Raw genomic sequence first — 18,193 nt, forward strand, 5'->3', positions numbered from 1 at the left:
GCGAATGCGTTCCATCAACAGAATTTGAGGAAGAATCAACATGGCTGCTAAAGAAGTTAAGTTCGGCGACTCCGCTCGCAAGAAGATGCTCACCGGCGTCAACGTCCTGGCTGACGCGGTAAAAGCGACCCTCGGCCCGAAAGGCCGTAACGTGGTCCTGGAAAAGAGCTTCGGCGCTCCGACCATCACCAAGGACGGCGTTTCCGTTGCCAAGGAAATCGAGCTGAAGGACCGCTTCGAGAACATGGGCGCGCAGCTGGTCAAGGACGTTGCGTCCAAGGCCAACGACGAGGCCGGTGACGGCACCACCACCGCCACCGTTCTGGCCCAGGCCATCGTCAACGAAGGCCTGAAAGCCGTCGCTGCCGGCATGAACCCGATGGATCTGAAGCGCGGCATCGACAAGGCGACCATCGCCGTTGTTGCCGAACTGAAGAGCCTGGCCAAGCCGTGCACCGACTTCAAGGCCATCGCACAGGTCGGCACCATCTCCGCCAACTCCGACAGCTCCATCGGCGCGATCATCGCAGAAGCCATGGAAAAGGTCGGTAAAGAAGGCGTCATCACCGTTGAAGAAGGCTCGGGCCTGGAAAACGAACTGTCCGTCGTAGAAGGCATGCAGTTCGACCGCGGCTACCTGTCGCCGTACTTCATCAACAAGCCGGACACCATGGTCGCCGAGCTGGACAGCCCGATGCTGCTGCTGGTCGACAAGAAGATCTCCAACATCCGCGAACTGCTGCCGGTGCTGGAAGGCGTGGCCAAAGCCGGTCGTCCGCTGCTGATCGTCGCTGAAGACGTCGAAGGCGAAGCCCTGGCTACCCTGGTCGTCAACAACATGCGCGGTATCGTCAAGGTCGCGGCCGTCAAGGCGCCTGGCTTCGGCGATCGTCGCAAGGCCATGCTGCAGGACATCGCCATCCTGACCGGCGGTACCGTGATTTCCGAAGAAGTCGGCCTGAGCCTGGAAACCGCTACCCTGGAGCATCTGGGTAACGCCAAGCGCGTCGTGCTGAACAAGGAAAACACCACCATCATCGACGGTGCTGGTCAGCAGGCGGACATCGAAGCCCGCGTTGCACAGATCCGCAAGCAGGTCGAAGACACCACCTCCGACTACGACAAAGAGAAGCTGCAAGAGCGTCTGGCCAAGCTGGCTGGCGGTGTTGCCGTGATCAAGGTCGGTGCCGGTACTGAAGTCGAGATGAAAGAGAAGAAGGCCCGTGTCGAAGACGCCCTGCACGCAACTCGTGCAGCCGTCGAAGAAGGCGTGGTGCCTGGCGGTGGCGTTGCCCTGGTGCGTGCGCTGCAGGCCATCTCCGAGCTCAAGGGCGAGAACGAAGACCAGAACGTCGGCATCACGCTGCTGCGTCGCGCTGTTGAAGCGCCGCTGCGTCAGATCGTCGCCAACGCCGGTGGCGAGCCGAGCGTCGTGGTTGACAAGGTCAAGCAGGGCTCGGGCAACTACGGCTTCAACGCTGCCTCCGACGAGTACGGCGACATGATCGAGATGGGCATCCTCGACCCGGCCAAGGTCACCCGTTCTGCTCTGCAGGCCGCGGCGTCCATTGGCGGTCTGATGATCACCACCGAAGCCATGATCGCCGAAGTGGTCGAAGACAAGCCGGCCCCGGCTATGCCGGACATGGGCGGCATGGGTGGTATGGGCGGCATGATGTAAGCCGACCAGCCTTCCAGCTGAAAGAAGCCCCGCCTCGTGCGGGGCTTTTTTTTTGGCTGGCAATCAGCGTCTATCTGGCCGAGTGCCCAACGATGCACGCGTGTTGGCCCTATGGCTACTTGACTTGTGCCGATCAAAAAATGACCATCGGTCAAGTTGTTCGGCACGGTTTGAATTTGTCGACTATCGTGAGCTTCTCAACTCCACTTATAACAAGAGCTTGCGTGATGAAGCTTGAAATCGCCCGAGGTTTGTTCTTGGCCGCCTCACTAGGCGTGGCCTCGCTCTGTGCCGCCGCGTGGAGTGAACCCGACGCCAAGCTGGTCGCGCGTAGCGACGTCAGCGAACACTGCCCATTGCCGCGCCTGGCTCAGGTGACGGGGCCTCAAGCGCGCCCTGACCAGGACCTGCTGTTGTTCATGTATGGGCTGTCGCAGAGCCTGGTAGGCCGGGGTTAACCAGGTCTGCACGCATCCGCCCGGCGCGGGCGGATGCGGCTGGCGTGAGCAGGCTTACGCGACGGCTTCGGAAGCTGGTGCGCGATCCGGGCTCGCCAGCAGGGTGTAGACGGCCGGCAGGACGAACAAGGTGAACACCGTGCCGACCGTCATGCCCGTGGCGATCACCATCCCGATATCGAAGCGGCTCACCGCTCCCGCACCACTGGCCAGGATTAGCGGCACCATGCCGAACACGGTCGCCGCCGTGGTCATCAGCACCGGTCGCAGTCGAATCGCCGCGGCTTCCTCCACCGCCTCGCGGCGGCTCAACCCGCGCTCCTGGCGCAGTTGGTTGGCGAACTCGACGATCATGATGCCGTGTTTGCTGATCAACCCAATCAACGTCACCAGCCCGACCTGGGTGTAGATGTTCATGCTCGACAGGCCGAGGAACAGCGGAACCAGCGCCCCGCAGATGGACAGCGGTACGGTGACCAGGATCACCAACGGATCGCGGAAACTCTCGAACTGCGCTGCCAGCACCAGGAAGATAACAGCCAGCGCAAGCGCGAAGGTCGTGTAGAGGGCGGTACCTTCCTGGATGTACTGACGCGACGCACCAGCGTAGTCGAACGTGAAGCCCTGTGGCGCCTCCTCCTGAGCGATGCTGCGCAGCGTATCGATGGCTTCGCCCATGCTGACGATCGGGAAGCCCTGAATGGTCGCCGCGTTGAGCTGCTGAAACTGGCTGAGCTGGGTCGGCCGTGCGCGGTCATGGACCTCGATCAGGGTGGACAGCGGCAGCATCTCGTCCCGGTCGTTCTTCACGTAGTAATTGCTCAGCCAGCCCGGGTTGTCCCGGTAGGCCTGTTCGACCTGGGCGATCACCTTGTAGCTGCGACCTTCGATGGTGAACCGGTTGATTTCGCTTTCGCCGAGCAACGTCGCCAGGGTCACGCCGAGATCTTCCATCGAGACGCCCATTTGCGCCGCTTTTTCACGGTCGATGTCGACGACGATCTCCGGTTTGTCGAAGGCCAGATCGATATCCAGGAAGGCGAACTTGCCGGACGCCTCGGCCTTTTGCTTGATGCGCTCGGCGACCTGCAGCAGCGACTCGTAGTCGTTCGCGGTGTTGATCACGAACTGGAACGGCAGTCCTTCGCCGGTGCCGGGCAGGGAGGGCAGGTTGAAGCCGAACACCTGCAGACCGGGGATTTTGTCGATCTTCGCCTGCACCAGCGGGAGCACTTCCATCTGCGTGCGCTCGCGCTCGTCCCACGGCTTCATCAGGAACCCGCCGATGCCGCTCTGTACGCCGTTGAAACCGTTGATCTGGAACCAGGAGTAGTACTCCGGGAACGACTTGAAGATCTCCAGGAACTGGTCGGTATAGGCGTTCAGGTAATCGAGGTTGGCCGTTTGCGGCGAGCTGGCCATCATGAAGATGATGCCCTGGTCTTCTTCGGGTGCCAGCTCGCTTTCGGTGAATTTGAGCAGGACCGGAATCAGTCCCAGCACGATCACGGCGAAAACCAGCACCACCGGACGGGTATTCAGCGTGCCGTGCAGGGCGCGCTGATAGCGTACTTTCAGTCGATCGAAGAGCAGATCCAGCCGGTGCGCCAGGCCCGTCGGATTCTCTTCATGACGTAGCAGGCGCGAGCACATCATCGGCGACAGCGTCAGTGCGACTATGCCGGATATCAGCACCGCACCGGCCAACGTCAGCGCGAATTCCTGAAACAACGCACCGGTCAGGCCCTGCAGAAAGCCGATCGGCGCGTAGACCGCCGCCAGGGTGATGGTCATCGTGACCACCGGCATGGCGATCTCGCGCGCACCGTCGATAGCTGCCTGGAACGGCGTCTTGCCTTCCTCGATGTGACGGTGGATGTTTTCCACCACCACGATCGCATCGTCCACCACCAGTCCGATCGCCAACACCATGGCCAGCAGCGTCAGCAGATTGATCGAGTAGCCCATGGTCTGCATGAAGAACATCACGCCGATCATCGAAAGCGGGATGGTGACCACCGGGATCAGTACCGAACGCAGCGACCCCAGGAACAGGAATACCACCACGATGACGATCACCACCGCTTCGGCGAGGGTCTTCACCACCTCATCGATGGAAGCCTGGATGAAGCGCGTGGCGTCATAGGCGATGGTGACTTTCAGACTGGGCGGTAGCTGCGATTCGATCTGCGGCATGATCTTGCGCACTTCGCTGATCACATCCAGCGGGTTGGCGCTCGGGGTGCCTTTTACACCGATGTAGACCGAAGGTATGCCATCGAAAGAGCTGATGGCGTTGTAGCTTTCGGCGCCCATCTCCACGCGCGCCACGTCGCCGAGCAGCACGCGGCTGTCGCCTCGGGTCTTCAGCGGGATGGCGGCGAACGCTTCGGGCGTCTTCAGTTCGGTGTCGGCGTTGATACTGGTGACGACGTATTGCCCCTTAACCTCGCCAGCGGCAGAGAGGAAGTTGTACTTGCGCACTGCCTCGTTCACATCGCTTGCGGAAAGGCCATAGGCGGCGAGCTTCACCGGGTCCAGCCAGAGGCGCATCGCGAAGACCTGGTTGCCGAGGATTTCAGCCTCGGCCATTCCGGGTAGGGTGGCCAGCTTCGGCTGGATCACCCGCGACAGATAATCGGTGATCTGCGGGTTGGTCAGCTGTTCGCTATAGAAGCTGATGTACATGAGCGCGGTGGAATCGGCGGCCTGCTTGTTCAGCACCGGATCCTCGGCGTTCTGCGGCAGCTGATTCTTCACCGAGTTGGCCTGGCTCAACAGTTCGGTGTAGAGCCGGTCGGTATCGGCGCCGATGCGTGCGTAAACCGAGATGACCGAGAGGTTCTGCTGGCTCACCGAGGTCATGTAGTCCACGCCTTCGGCGCTGGCCAGACTCTGTTGCAACGGTTGAGTGATATAGCCCTGGATGGTTTCGGCGTTGGCCCCCGGATAGGCGGTGGTCACCGTGATCAACGCGCTTTCCATTTGCGGATATTGGCGAATCACCAGGCTGTTGAACGCCTGGAAGCCGAGCAGCACGATCAGCAGGCTGATCACGCTGGCCAGCACCGGGCGGCGAATGAATGGATCGGTAAAAGCCATGACGATCTGTCCCTGTAGTCGACGCCTCAGCGGGCGTCGGACCCGCTGTTTGGCTCGAGTTCGAGCGTGCGCTTCTCGGCGATCGCAACGTGGGCCCCGGTGTCGAGTTTGAGCTGGCCGGCGATGACCACCTGCTCGCCCGCCTCGAGCCCTTTGAGGATCACCACGCGACCGTCACGACGTTCGCCGGTCTCGACGAAGCGACGTTCCACGACCAGATAGGGGCCGCTGCGCTCGGGCGCTTCGGTGCCTTCTTCGGGTTCGGGCGGCTGGCCTTCCTTCACCACCAGCACGGAGTTGCCATATAGCGTGTAGGTGATAGCCGTCTCCGGCACGACGACCTGGGGCTCTTCACTGGGCAACAGCACCTGCAGGTCGGCGAACATACCGGGCAGCAGGCGCTCGCCGGGGTTGGCCAGCTCTGCGCGGACCTGCACGTTGCGGGTGGTGGTTTCCACCTTGGGGTTCAGGGCGACGATCCTGCCCTCGAAATGCTCGCCGGGAAACGCGGCGACCTGGAGCCGTACGGGCTGGTCGATGGCAAGCAAGGGCACCTGCTGTTCGGCCAGATAGAAGTCGACGAACAGGGTCGACAGGTGCTGCAGCGTGGCGATCGGCGTGCCGGCGGCGACAAAATCACCGACATCCACCTGACGGATACCGATGGTTCCGGAGAAGGGCGCCAGAATGCGCTTCTTCGCCAGGCTGGCCTTCAACTGTGCAACCGTGGCAGCGGCCTTCTGCGACTCGGCGTTGAGCCGATCGTACTCGCTGCGTGAGATGGCCTGGCGATCGACCAGGCTGGCTGCGCGCTGAAACTCCACCTTCGCCAGGTGCAGGTCGGCTTCGGCGGCGGCCAGGCTAGCCTGCTCGATTTCACTGTCGAGCAGCACGATCGGCTGGCCCTTGCTTACCTTTTCACCCGAGCGGAACTGCACGGCGCTGATGGTGCCGGCAATTTCAACCGACAGATCAATGCCCTGGGACGCCGTGAGCGTACCGATCGCCGGGAGCCGGCTCTGCCAGGGCTGGCGGCTGGCCTCGACGACCTCGACATCGATCGGCGGCTTGGGTGCCTTGAATTGCTGGATTTGCGAGTAGATCGAATTGAACTTCAGGGCGGCGAGGATCAGTACAACGACGATCACCGCGCCGAGCATGAGCAGCATGCGGCGCAACATTTTCCATATTCCTTGGAGAGATGAGCCGGCTGACTACTGCCATGAAATGAGGCAGCCGTTCGGGTGCACACAAGCGATCGATTGCCGGTCTGACAGGGGCATCGATCCGGGGTCGTTCCGGCAAAGCCGGCAAACAGCGAAAGTAGCCTCGAACAAGGCGTATGTAAAGGGACAGGTAAGGAAGTTGTCGGCAGGCTGTAACAGGGTGTGCAGTCGGCGAGGTAGAGCCCTGCAGGGCGAGGAGCGGGGAGGGCAACGACCCCTGCCGAAGGGCCGTTGCACCCGTGTTTGGTTGCGTCAGCCGGCGAGGCGGTGCGTCACTTCACTGAGCTGGGCGGACAGGTCGTGCAGGTTCTGGCTGGCCTTTTCGGTGCGCTCGACGTTGTCCTGGTTGGTGGTGGCGATGGCGGTGATTTCGGTCAGGTTGCGTGAAATATCCTCGGCCACCGACGTTTGCTCTTCGGCGGCGGTAGCGATCTGCCGGTTCATATCCCGGATCGCTTCGACCTCCTCGGTGATACGCCGAAGCATGCCGCCTGCTTCCGTCACCTGTTCGACGCCTTCGTCGCTGCGGCTCTGACCGCTTTCGATCGCACGCACCGCATCCACCGCGCCGGTTTGCACCGTGTCGATGATCTGATGGATTTCGGCGGTCGAGTCGGCGGTACGCCTGGCCAGCGTCCTCACCTCATCGGCAACCACGGCGAACCCGCGGCCGGCATCACCGGCGCGGGCGGCTTCGATGGCCGCATTGAGCGCCAGCAGGTTGGTCTGGTCGGCAATGCCACGTATCACTTCCAGCACTTTGCCAATCCGACCGCTGTCCGCCTCCAGGCGCCGTATGACGTCGGCCGTGTTGACGATCTCGCCGCGCATGAGCGTGATCGTCTGGATGGTGGAACGCATCATGCTCTCGCCCTGTTGCGCCGAATGATCGGCCGTATCCGCCGCGCGTGCGGCTTCGGCTGCGTGGCGGGCGACTTCCTGCGCGGTCGCCGACATCTCGTGCATGGCGGTGGCGACCTGATCGGTACGCGAGAACTGCTCGCGAGTGCCCTGGCCCATCAAGGTCGCGATGGCATTCAATTCGCCGCTGGCGCTGTCCAGATCCGAGGTGCTGCGTTGCAGGCGGATGAAGGTTTCGGCAAGGAAATCGCGCAGCACATTGGCCGCGACGGCCAGACGCCCCAGTTCGTCCTTACGGGATGCATCGACGCGCTCGCCGAAGTTGCCCTGGCTGAGCTTGGCGATGTGCTCGATCAAGTGGCTGATAGGGGCGACCAGGTTGCGATTGACCAGCCACAGGCTGAGCAGGCTGATCAGCGCGCCCGCGGCAAGCATGATCAGCGAACCCGTGATGATCGCCTGCTCAGCGCCACGGCTGATCTCTTCGGAGCTGTGCTGCGCGGCGTCACGCAGTTGCACGACCAGTTCGCTGAGCTGCTCGCTGGTGGCCCGGTCAATGCCCTTGACCGCGGCATCGCCGGCAATGGGATCGCCGCCAGCGGACAGGAACGCTTCGCGGCCGCTTCGATAGGCTGCACCCAGCTTTCGATGTTCATCGCGCAAGCCCTGAATCTGGCTCGCCAGCCTCTGGTCGTGGCGGCTCGCTTGGGCGAGCGTCTCGAGCAACGTCTGGACCTTGCGTTCCTGCTCTTCGAAGCTCTGCCAGTACTTGTTCAGGTTTTCCGGCGACTTGCCGCGCAGCAGCACGTTCTTCCATTCCTGGACCTGGGTCTTGAACTCGAGATTGGCTTCATTGATAAGGCGCGAGGCCTCGATTGGGCCCTTGAGCAGCTTTTGGAAAGCGGAGATGTCGTCGGAGAGAAACGAGAAGCTGGCCAAGGCGATGACCAGGGTCATCAACAAGCTACCGCCGATAAGCGCCAGCAGCTGAGCACGCAGGGAGTTTTTCAGGAGCATCGTGAGCGTCTCGCATCGTATGGAGGGCACTTGCGACAAGGGCAAGGGCGCCGGGCGGTCATTGGAATTACCGCCCGGGTCGGCCAACTTTTCGGCGAACCGCCACAATACTTGAGCGCTTTCAGACCAGCCGCAGGTGGTTGTCCCATAACCCCGCCGGCAGTTGCAGTGCGGTGCTGACGAAGCGCCCGGCGCTGCAATCGATCAGGCGACAACGGCCTTGGCCCGAGCTCACTACGAAGCCTTGCGCGACTGCCGCGACCCCGGCGCAGTCCGGCAGATGGATCTCCTCGCGCAGCGCGGCGCTGTCCAGATCCCAGAAGAACACCTTATTGCCACGTGGTGCCGTCACGGCCAGCAGACGAAGGTCATCGTGGATTGCCAGGCTGGCGGTGTACTGGTTCATCGTCTGGCGTTGCGCTTCCCCCAGCGGAAAGGCCTGGAAGGCCTGGCCTGGGCGCTTGATTGCCAGCAGCGGGACCGCATCCATGGGATCGCCCTCGTACTGCTGTCCCGACACCACCGTGCCGTCGGCCGCGACGGCCAGGTGGCGGACGCTGTTCATCTGCTCGGGCAACTGCTCCTTGCTGACCAGCGTACCGTCGCGGTGCAGCAGCACCAGACTCGGCTCCATGGCGTCGAGGTTCATCATCTTGCGGCTGTCGGCTTCGGTGCGGATGCCGCCGTTGGCGATTGCCAGCGTCTCGCCATCCGGCATCCAGAGCAGCTGATGCGGGCCAATGCCATGGGTCGAATGCTCACCGGTGCGAACCAGCCGTCGCTCTTCGACGCGGTAGATGCCGAGCACGCCACGGCCGGCATCGGCGGTGTCGTTCTCGGTGCTGTAGAACCAGTCGCCACTGGAATGGAACACCCCATGCCCGTAGAAATGCCGGTCGGGCGGAGAGGCTAGCACCTGCAGCAGCGTGCCGTCACGGCTGTCGATCAGATAGCTTTCACGGCTTGGCCGCCGCCCAACGAACACCGCCAGCGGCAGATGCGGGTGGGCGTAGACGTCGTGGCAGCGCTCATTGACCGGGGTGGCGAACACGCGGGTGCCATCTAGACGATAGCCCACCGCGTAGTGGCGGCCGCCGGCATCGTCACGCGCCGAGAGCAGTAGCGGCTGCTCGGTGTGCCGGGTGAGTGTCCAGCCGCCAACGGCGGAGGCTGCCACCAGGGCGCCGCCCAGACCCAGAAAGGCACGGCGTTTCATCATCAGTCTCCGTCGTGAGCGTTGAAGCCGATCTGCACGCCTAGCGCGCGGGCCAGGTCGCTCTGATGCAGGCGATGCAGGGCGTCGATCTGCTGGTACAGCTCATCCAGCCGTGCGCGCCCGGCTTCGTCGGCAATCAGCTCGCTGAAGGGCAACATGATGTCGGCGATCTGCTTGCGCGTGGTCGCGTAGGCGACGTCGATCCGCTTGATCAGCTCGGCCTGTTGCGCCGGGACGAGTTTTTTCAGGCCGTTGTCATCAGTGCCTTGCCAAAGCTGCTGGGCGCCGGCAAGCGCGGCATCGATGCTGCCGAGCGTCGCATCGCTGCGCCAGGCTTCGGCCTGGAACGGCTGTGGAATGCCTTTGCTCTGCCGACCAAGCGGTGCGCCCAGTTTCTTTTTCAAGCCATCCAGCGCGGTGACCTGCACCCTTAGCAGGTCGGAGATCGCTTCCTTGGAGTCGGCGTAACGCTCGTTGGGGAATTCGCTCAGTTGCGTGACCATCCCGTCTTTGCCTTCCCACTGCTGCAGGATGTTGGCGGTCAGCTTCTGCTGGTGTTCGCCGATGGCCTCGAGCAAGCGGCAGTAGCGTGCCTTGGTCTGGCTGTCGTTGAGGTCGACCGCCTCGTCATACAGTACGTATTCGTATGCCGAAAGGCCCTGCAGGACGACGCTGCCGTTTTCCAGGTCGGTCTGGGTCAGCTCGGGCTTGTTTTTCAGCAGAGCGGTCACCTGCCGCCCGACCAGATTCTTCTTGTCGGGCCAGAACTGCACCTGCCAGGCGCGGTTGCCTTCGCCCATCGGGCCGACCAGCATCGGCTGCAAGCCCGCCCAGGCGAACTGCGCCTGCAAGAAGGCTTCACGTGCATCAGCCAGCTCTTCATTGCCAGCACAGAACGCGATACTGCTGGCAGCCATGCGGCGGTTGGTTTCGGCCCACTGGGTGTAGGTCGGATGCAGCACTTCGTCGACCAGCGTCTTGCTGGTTTCGGCAAAGGGATCCGATGGTGCGCATGCGCTGAGAAGCAGCCCCAGTGCGGTGGCGGAGAAAACGGAGACGAGTCGGTTGGGGTACATGTTGCTCCTCGGCAGGTCGGACCGTCCGACGCTAGAGTGATTCGAGAAAAGTCAGCAAGGCGTTGCGCTGGTCATGATCGAGGCCGAGCACGTACTGCTTGGCCTGTTCGGCTTCACCGCCATGCCAGAGTACGGCTTCGAGCAGGTTGCGGGCGCGTCCGTCATGCAGGAAATGGGTATGTCCGCTGACCGTTTCAGTCATGCCGATGCCCCACAGCGGCGGCGTGCGCCACTCGCTGCCGCTGGCCTCGAACTCGGGCCGGTGGTCGGCAAGCCCGTCGCCCATATCGTGCAACAGCAGATCGGTATAGGGGCGAATGATCTGATTGGACTGTTCCGGCTCGGCGGCTTCGCCGGTGGTGAACGTCGGGATGTGGCAACTCTGGCAGCCGGCGCGATGGAACAGCGTCTTGCCTTCCAGCACCTTGGGGTCGTTGACGTTGCGCCGTGCCGGTACGCCGAGGTTGCGTGTGTAGAACAGCACGAGCCGGAGAATATTGTCGCTGACCTCGGGCTCGCCGCCGTGGGGCATCGCCCGGCATTGCGGCTGATTTTCCGTACAGCTGCTGCCTGTGAAGAGGCTGGTGGACAGTCCCATGTCATTGAAAAAGGCGTCGGCGTTCTGCTGGTTCAGATTCGGCTGCCCGGCCTTCCAGCCGAAGCGGCCGATCGCCGTCTCGCCTGTGCGTTGATCGAAGACGCGATTGGGACGGCCGGAAATACCGTTGCCGTCACGGTCGTCCGGATCGGCATTGGCCAGTAGCGCCGACTCAGGGATGGCTTCCAGCAAGCCAAGGCCGATCATCGCCGGAGCGACACGAACCGAGAACTGGGTCTGTGGATGCATCGGCCCGTAACCCAACGCGGTTATCTCCAGCTGCGGGACGCGCAGTTCGACTTCGAAGCCATCGGCGAAACGCTCGGTGCGGGTGCTGTACTGGAGCCGAACCTTGCCTTCGGGAGCCACGCCGGGGATCGCCATGTCCTGCAGCTGTCCGCCATAGGTGGGTTCCGGGGCGATGCCACGCTGCCGGAGCACCTCGGTGTGCTCCGGCCCGGCGGGGATCGATAGCCGCACGAGCATCGAGACCACATTGCCCTCAGCCTGGGGCGGACGACCACGGCCATCCTTGATATGGCAGTTCTGGCAAGCGTTGGTATTGATCAGCGGGCCGAGCCCGTCGCGCGCAGTGGTCGACGAAGGCGCGATTACCCAGGGATTGCGAAAGAAGCTGTTGCCGACGCTGAAGTCCAGGCGCCGCAGAGGTGTCAGGTTGGCAGAAGGCAGCGAGAAGCTGTTGTGGTCGAATCTCGTCACAGTGGCATCACCGGCAGATAGCGCCTCGCCTGCTTCGGCCTGGGTGAAACGCGGTGTCTGCTCGTTGCAGCCGGCCAGGACGAAGGCCAGTAGCAGGGGGGTAGCAGCACGAAAAAACGGGTGCATCGAAGGTACCAGCGCCTGACAGGGGCGCAATCTTAGCAGGCTACTGGAGCTTGAATAATAGCAATTTGCATTTGCCCGTCACCTCGCCGAGGCGAAGCGGGCGCAGCGCAGGGAACGGGCGGCATCGAGCCGCCCGTTTTGCCTCTACAGGATTAGAACTGATGGTCGGCAGTGTCCGGATTCAGATCGCCGATGCCCAGGGCGGCTGCGGCTTTCTCTATGGATGCGGTCTGCTGAACCAGCGCGCCAATGGCGGCACGTACCTTTGCCTGCCCCTCGCTATTGTCGGGCCCGATCAACTGGTCGAACGCTTCGCCTTGCTCGGCACTGGTGACCAGCGCCTGCAGCTTGGCTTCGGTCGTTTCCAGGTCCGTTTTCAAGGTGCTGTTCAGTTGCGGGTCGGTGCCTTCGACCAACGAGGCGAGGCTCGGACCGCTGAGCGTGCTGCCGTCGACGCGACGGTACTCACCCAGGTAGACATTTCGGATGCCTTTGGCGTTGTAGAAGTGCGAGTTATGCGTGTTGTCGCTGAAGCAATCGTGCTCGTCTTCCGGTGAGTTGGCTTCCAGCGCCACTTTCATGCGCTCGCCGGCCAGCTCGCCGAGCGACAGGCTGCCCATGCCGAAGAACATCTTGCGCAGGCCGTTCTCGGCCGATTCTTTTTCCAGGCTGGCGCGATAGTTGTCGGCGACGCCGGCCTTCCATTCGTTCACCATCTCTTCCAGGTCGCTGACCAGCAGCTCGGTAGCCGCTTTCAGGTAGGCTCGACGGCGATCGCAGTTGCCGCCTGTGCAGCCTTCGCCTTCGATGTAGTCGCTGACGGGGCGCTTGCCGGCACCTGCGTTGGTACCGTTGAGGTCCTGGCCCCAGAGCAGGAATTCAATCGCGTGATAGCCAGTGGCAACGTTGGCTTCGGAGCCGGCCAGCTCGTTCAGGCTGGCCAGTTTCTCGCCGGTGATCTCGCTGACGTCGATCTTGTCTTCGCCGATCTGCAATTGCTTGTTGGCGATGATGTTGGCCGTGGCGCCCGGGTTACCCAGCGCATGCTGATAGTCGCCTTCGACATAGTCGATCAGGCCCTCGTCCAGCGGCCAGGCGTTGAGCTGACCTTCCCATTCGTCGACCACCGGGTTGCCGAAGCGGAACACCTCGCTCTGCATATAGGGCACGCGGGCGGCCAGCCAGGCCTGTTTGGCAGCCTGCAGAGTCTCGTCGGTCGGGTTGGCGAGCAACGCGTCGACCGCTTTTTGCAGGTCTACCGCGGTGCTGTGCGCATCGCTGAAGATGGCGTGCGCCATGTCCGCATAGTGCTTGACCACAGCCTGCGCGGCCTCGTCGTTCAAGGTCTCGGTCGCGGGCGCGCTCTTAGCCGGCTCGCTTTGAGCGGCTTGCGGAGCGGCGGCCTGTTCGGCTGGCGCTTTGTCTTCGCCGCAACCGGCGAGTGAAATAGCGACGGCCAGTAGGCTGGCGGTGGCCCAGACGGGAGTGCGTAGCATGGCGGGTTCCTTTGCTTGCAAATGATGGATACGGACGTCGGCTCGCAGCAGCCCGACGGCTCGATGCGGGTCATAATGCGAAAGATTTGCATTTTGTGCAAAGAAATTGCGTGCGCCGGGTCGCGCCTCGTCATGCTTGGTGCAGTTGGAACGCCATCTCGATGGTTGGATTCGGGGCCGCACCTATACGCGATGTGCCGCCTCGTTCAGGCCGCTTCGTTCATACTGAGAGCGCGTTGCGGTCAGACGTCCTGCGCGTCACTGGATGGTTCGACGACCACGCCCTCTCGCGTTGCAGCGCTCGGTTGCTCGCCAGCGGCCTGGCTTGATTTCTCCCCATACATCGACGCATCGGCATGGTTGAGTAGCGATGCTTCATCGTGTCCATGCGTGGGAAAGTAGGCGATGCCGATGCTCGGTTGAACCGCCAGGCTCAGGCCGGCGAGCTCCACCGGCGCCTGCATGGCGGCGCGAATGTTCGCCACCACCACCGCCGTATCGGCTTCCGAGGGGCTGTTTTCCAGTAACACGACGAACTCGTCGCCGCCCATCCGCGCGACGGTGTCGGCTTCGCGCGTGTGCTGGGTTAGCCGACTGGCGAAGGCTTGCAGCAGCAAGTCACCCACGCCATGGCCGTGGTGATCGTTGACCTGCTTGAATTTGTTCAGGTCCAGGTAGAGCAACGACAGCCGCTCGCCGTTGCGACGAGCACGCGCCAGTGCGGTTTTCAGCGTGGCGAAGAGGAACGCACGGTTGGGTAGACCGGTAAGCTCGTCGTATTGGGCCATTCGTTCCAAGCGAGCATGCAGTTGTTTGCGCTCGATCGCTGTCGCCACCTGATTGGCGACGAATTGCAGCAGATCTCGATCCTGCTCGCGATAGGCCACGTTTTGCGCCGCATCGTTGAGCAGCAGTGCGCCAATGTTGCCTTGTCGACTGGACAAGGGGGCGGCCAGCCAGCAGTAACGGTCGGTATCGGCGATCGTCTTGAGGTGGCTGCACACCTCGTCACGATCCTTCGTCAGTAGCAGTGCCTGCCCGGTGCGGGTGACCTCCGCGCAAAGCGCGGCCACCGACTCGAGCGGGAACGGCGCCGGATCGCAGGTCTTGCAGTACGGAAAGCTGGGCGGTCCGAGACCTGGGGTGTTCAGCGCGACAAAAAAACTCGCCGCCGGTATCAGCTTGCCGATGATCAGGTGGATCTGCTCGAACAGGGCAGTGAGATCGGCCGTGTTGTGCGCCGCTTCGGAGAGCGCATAGACGGCGGCCTGCAGGGATTCGGAGTGCTTGCGCTGGGTGATGTCGCGCGCAACACCCACCCGCAGTTGATCTTCCTCGGACCAACGGGCCGACCACATGATGTCCACCAGCTGGCCATCCTTGCGCACGTAGCGGTTCTCGAAGTGCAGGCTGGGTTGACCGGACATCACCAGCTTGGCCGCCTGGAGCGTGCGCTCATGATCTTCGGGCGCGACCATGTCCATCATCGAGCGACCGATCATCTCATCCGGTGTATAGCCGAAGATGCGCTCGCATGCGGCGCTGACATAAACGAAACGGCCGTTTACGTCGACGACGCAGACAGCATCGAGCATGAGGTCAAGCACCGTGGCCAAGGCTGGCCGATTCTCTGCTTTCATCGTACGTAACTACTGAAACCTGCGAACAACAATCGACACGAGCCGAATTGAGTGTAGCGGAGCCAGTGGTGTGGCGGCGTACAAGATTGATGGCTAAATGCTATCTTTTTTTCTGTCGTTGGGCGACTTCAGCTGCGCTTTTCGGCTATCCAGATGGTGTGTCGAGTCCCACGATTGCCATGGGCGAATACCTGCACCTCTTCTGCCTGGAACCCCGATCGCGATAGCCGTTGGGAAAAGGCGCGATCGGCGCTGGCCGACCACACGGCCAAGAGCCCTTTGGGGCGTAGCGCCCGGGCGCAGGCATCGAGCCCCTGTGACGAGTACAGCCAGCTGTTACGCTTGCTGGTCAGCCCTTCGGGACCGTTGTCCACATCGAGCATGATCGCGTCGAAGCCTTGTCGTTCGCCGTTGAGGATGTCGGCGACATCACTGCGGATGACGCGGGTGCGTGGGTCATCGAGCGGCATGCCGGCCTTTTCGCCCAGCGGCCCGCGGTTCCAGTCGATCACTCCGGGCACCAGTTCGGCGACCTGTACTTCGGCATCGCTGCCCAGGTGCCTGAGCGCCGAGGCGAGCGTGAAACCCATGCCCAACCCACCGATCAACACGCATGCCTGGGGGCGCCGAGCAATCCTGGTGCAGGGGATCTCCGCCAGCGCGTCTTCCGAGCCGTGCATGCGCGTGTTCATCAGCTGATTGCCGTTGCCTCCGCGGATCTTGATGACGAAGTCGTCGCCGTAACTGAAGAGGCAGAGGGCGCCGTCTGTGTTGGGAATCTCGGCGGTGTCGATGAGTACGAAACGCTTCATGCGCATGGCCCATAGGTGGGGGAGTGGGCGCGGTGCTAGGCGCACGGCGCGGTGGCGCTAGGCGTTACAGGGGCTCCGAGTTGAGTCTGTGTTCGATACGCAGGGATTGGCGCAGCAGCGTGACCAGTTCGGCCGCAGGCAGGGGTTTGCTGTAGTAGTAGCCCTGGCCTTCATTGCAGCCTTCGTCGATGAGGTAACGTTCCTGCTCGGCGGTTTCCACGCCTTCGGCGATCACCAGCATGCCGAGACTCTTGCCCAGCTGGATGATCGCCCGGACGATGGTGGTGTCACCTTCGTCCACGGCCATGTCACGCACGAAGCTCTTGTCGATCTTGATCTTGTCCAGCGGCAGACTCTTCAGGTAACTCAGCGAAGAATAACCGGTTCCGAAATCATCGATCGCGATCAGCGCGCCGGAGCGACGCAAACTGTGCAGGTTGTGGGTGGCGGCGGCGATGTCTTCCATCAGGCCGGTTTCGGTTACTTCCAGCTCCAGTGTCTCGGGTGGCAGCTGATGGGTGCGCAGCAGATTGCTGATCATCTCCGGCAGCTCGGCGTGGTGCAGCTGGACGGTGGACAGATTGACCGCCATGCGCAGATTACCGAAGCCTTGGCGATGCCATTCGCTCAGCTGGCGGCAGGCCTCGTCCAGCACCCACTCGCCAATCCCGAGAATGCTGCCATTCTGCTCGGCCAGGGGGATGAAGACGTCCGGCGGAACCATCTTGCCGCTCGGGTGCGTCCAGCGCAGCAGTGCTTCCACACCGGTAATGCGCTTCAGCCGGTAATCGATCTGCGGCTGGTAGACCAGGTGGAACTCCCCGCGCTTGACCGCTTCTGCCAGATCGTTCTGCAAATCCCGCCGCGCCCGCATCTCGCTGTCGATGCTGGCGACGTAGAACTGGTAACGGTTGCGCGAGCGGCTTTTGGCCAGGGTCATGGTCTGCTCGGCTTTTTGCAGCAGCTTCTCGGTGCTGTCGCCGTCTTCTGGATAAAGGGTGATACCGATCGTGGCGCGCAGACGTATGGGTTGCTGATCGAGTACGACCGGCCGCTCCAGGTCGTCGAGAACTTTCTGAGCCAGCTCCGCCGCTTCATAGGGCTGCTCGAAGCCGAACAGGACCAGCACGAACTGGTCGCCGCCAAGACGGGCCAGCGCCCCGACACGCCCACTCAGTGCGCGCAGGCGGTCGGCCAGCGCCATCAGCATGCGATCGCCGTTCTGGTAGCTGTATTGCTCGTTCAGGCCCTTGAAGTCGTCCAGGCCGAGGCAGAGTACCGCCACCCGGCGCTGGATCCGGGCCGCTTCGCCGAGGATGTTGTCGAGTTGCTGCTGCAATTGCTGACGGTTGGGCAGGCCAGTCAGCGAGTCGTACTGAGTCATGCGCTGCAGGCTGTTCTCTGCCGCGTGGCGCAACTGCATGTTGTGTTCGATGGCGGCGAGCAGGCCGTTGGCAGTCTCTACCCAAAGTCCCAGCTCGTTTCGTTCATGGCCCTTGGGCATGGGCAGGGAATGTTCGCCGGGGCGGCCCGGATTGATGCGTGACATGTGCTCGATCAGCCTGGTCAGCGGCCGCGTCAGCAGCCATTCGTAGATCAGGTAGAGCAACAGCCCCAGCACCAGCGCACGGAGAATGCCAACGACGAAAATCACCGCCGAGTTGCTGATGAAATCCTCTCCGTAACGGGCGGTATCCAATGTGATGCGAAGGTCGCCGTAATACTCGTTATAAGGCGGGCGCCCAATCAGCGGGATGGAAAAGGCCTGGTCTCGGCCGAGTATCGGGTCGGTTACCCAGCGTGATGGCAGCGACAGCAGAGGACGGGATTTGAAGGCCAGTGGCTCGTCGCCCGGATGACCGATCGAGGCCTCGTGAATCGATTCGTGCTGGAACAAGCCCTCCATGACCTGCGCGCCCATTTCACGATCGAGGCTATAAATGGCCTGGGTGGAGGGGTCGCGTGTCATGCGCAGGATTCGCTGCGCCTCGGCGTTGATCAGCTGGCGGGTCTTGTAGGCATCGAAGACGATTTGCGCGCAGCTCAGCACCAGCCCAACGCCGAGAGCGGACAGCAGGACGACACGAAGCAGCTTCCTCGACAGGCTGTTGCGCGATGCGGTCAAAAGAATTTCCTTTTTCCAAGCCGGGGGCCAGCGCAAGTA

12 protein-coding genes are annotated in these 18,193 nt (G+C 62.4%); 2 read left to right on the forward strand and 10 right to left on the reverse strand.

The window, feature by feature from the left end; genetic code table 11:
• The first annotated feature begins 40 nt into the window (after positions 1-40).
• Both groL and KCX70_RS05540 read left to right on the forward strand, forming a co-directional pair.
• Entirely contained in the window at positions 41-1,681 is a 1,641-nt protein-coding gene (gene groL, locus KCX70_RS05535) for a chaperonin GroEL (protein WP_102847445.1), read from the forward strand.
• Between the two features lie 227 nt (positions 1,682-1,908).
• Complete coding sequence (locus KCX70_RS05540) at positions 1,909-2,139, forward strand: hypothetical protein (RefSeq protein ID WP_102847444.1); 231 nt, start codon at positions 1,909-1,911, stop codon at positions 2,137-2,139.
• A gap of 54 nt (positions 2,140-2,193) precedes the next feature.
• Here the strand turns inward: KCX70_RS05540 and KCX70_RS05545 are convergent, their stop codons facing one another.
• The 10 genes from KCX70_RS05545 to KCX70_RS05590 all read right to left on the reverse strand — a co-directional run bounded on the left by KCX70_RS05545 (position 2,194) and on the right by KCX70_RS05590 (position 18,154).
• Complete coding sequence (locus KCX70_RS05545) at positions 2,194-5,241, reverse strand: multidrug efflux RND transporter permease subunit (RefSeq protein ID WP_102847443.1); 3,048 nt, start codon at positions 5,239-5,241, stop codon at positions 2,194-2,196.
• 26 nt (positions 5,242-5,267) lie between these two features.
• Complete coding sequence (locus KCX70_RS05550; RefSeq protein ID WP_212619531.1) at positions 5,268-6,422, reverse strand: efflux RND transporter periplasmic adaptor subunit; 1,155 nt, start codon at positions 6,420-6,422, stop codon at positions 5,268-5,270.
• A 297-nt stretch (positions 6,423-6,719) separates the two neighbouring features.
• Positions 6,720-8,345, reverse strand: coding sequence for a methyl-accepting chemotaxis protein (locus tag KCX70_RS05555; RefSeq protein WP_212619532.1), 1,626 nt, complete (start codon positions 8,343-8,345; stop codon positions 6,720-6,722).
• 121 nt (positions 8,346-8,466) lie between these two features.
• Positions 8,467-9,561: a DUF1513 domain-containing protein gene (locus KCX70_RS05560; protein ID WP_102847440.1), complete on the reverse strand. Its 1,095-nt coding sequence runs from the start codon at positions 9,559-9,561 to the stop codon at positions 8,467-8,469.
• A gap of 2 nt (positions 9,562-9,563) precedes the next feature.
• Complete coding sequence (locus KCX70_RS05565; RefSeq protein ID WP_212619533.1) at positions 9,564-10,637, reverse strand: imelysin family protein; 1,074 nt, start codon at positions 10,635-10,637, stop codon at positions 9,564-9,566.
• 31 nt (positions 10,638-10,668) lie between these two features.
• Complete coding sequence (locus KCX70_RS05570) at positions 10,669-12,081, reverse strand: di-heme oxidoredictase family protein (RefSeq protein WP_212619534.1); 1,413 nt, start codon at positions 12,079-12,081, stop codon at positions 10,669-10,671.
• Positions 12,082-12,233: 152 nt separating this feature from the next.
• Positions 12,234-13,577 (reverse strand): imelysin family protein, encoded by a 1,344-nt coding sequence (locus KCX70_RS05575; protein WP_212619535.1) that lies wholly within the window; start codon positions 13,575-13,577, stop codon positions 12,234-12,236.
• 242 nt (positions 13,578-13,819) lie between these two features.
• Positions 13,820-15,217, reverse strand: a complete 1,398-nt coding sequence (locus tag KCX70_RS05580) for a sensor domain-containing diguanylate cyclase (RefSeq protein ID WP_102851418.1) — start codon at positions 15,215-15,217, stop codon at positions 13,820-13,822.
• Between the two features lie 128 nt (positions 15,218-15,345).
• Positions 15,346-16,029 (reverse strand): spermidine synthase, encoded by a 684-nt coding sequence (locus KCX70_RS05585; RefSeq protein ID WP_102847483.1) that lies wholly within the window; start codon positions 16,027-16,029, stop codon positions 15,346-15,348.
• Between the two features lie 64 nt (positions 16,030-16,093).
• The gene (locus KCX70_RS05590) at positions 16,094-18,154 is read right to left on the reverse strand and encodes a putative bifunctional diguanylate cyclase/phosphodiesterase (protein WP_102847435.1); all 2,061 of its coding nucleotides are present in this window, start codon (positions 18,152-18,154) and stop codon (positions 16,094-16,096) included.
• Positions 18,155-18,193: the final 39 nt, after the last annotated feature.

This window comes from Stutzerimonas stutzeri (assembly GCF_018138085.1).
Classification (GTDB): Bacteria; Pseudomonadota; Gammaproteobacteria; order Pseudomonadales; family Pseudomonadaceae; genus Stutzerimonas; species Stutzerimonas stutzeri_AI.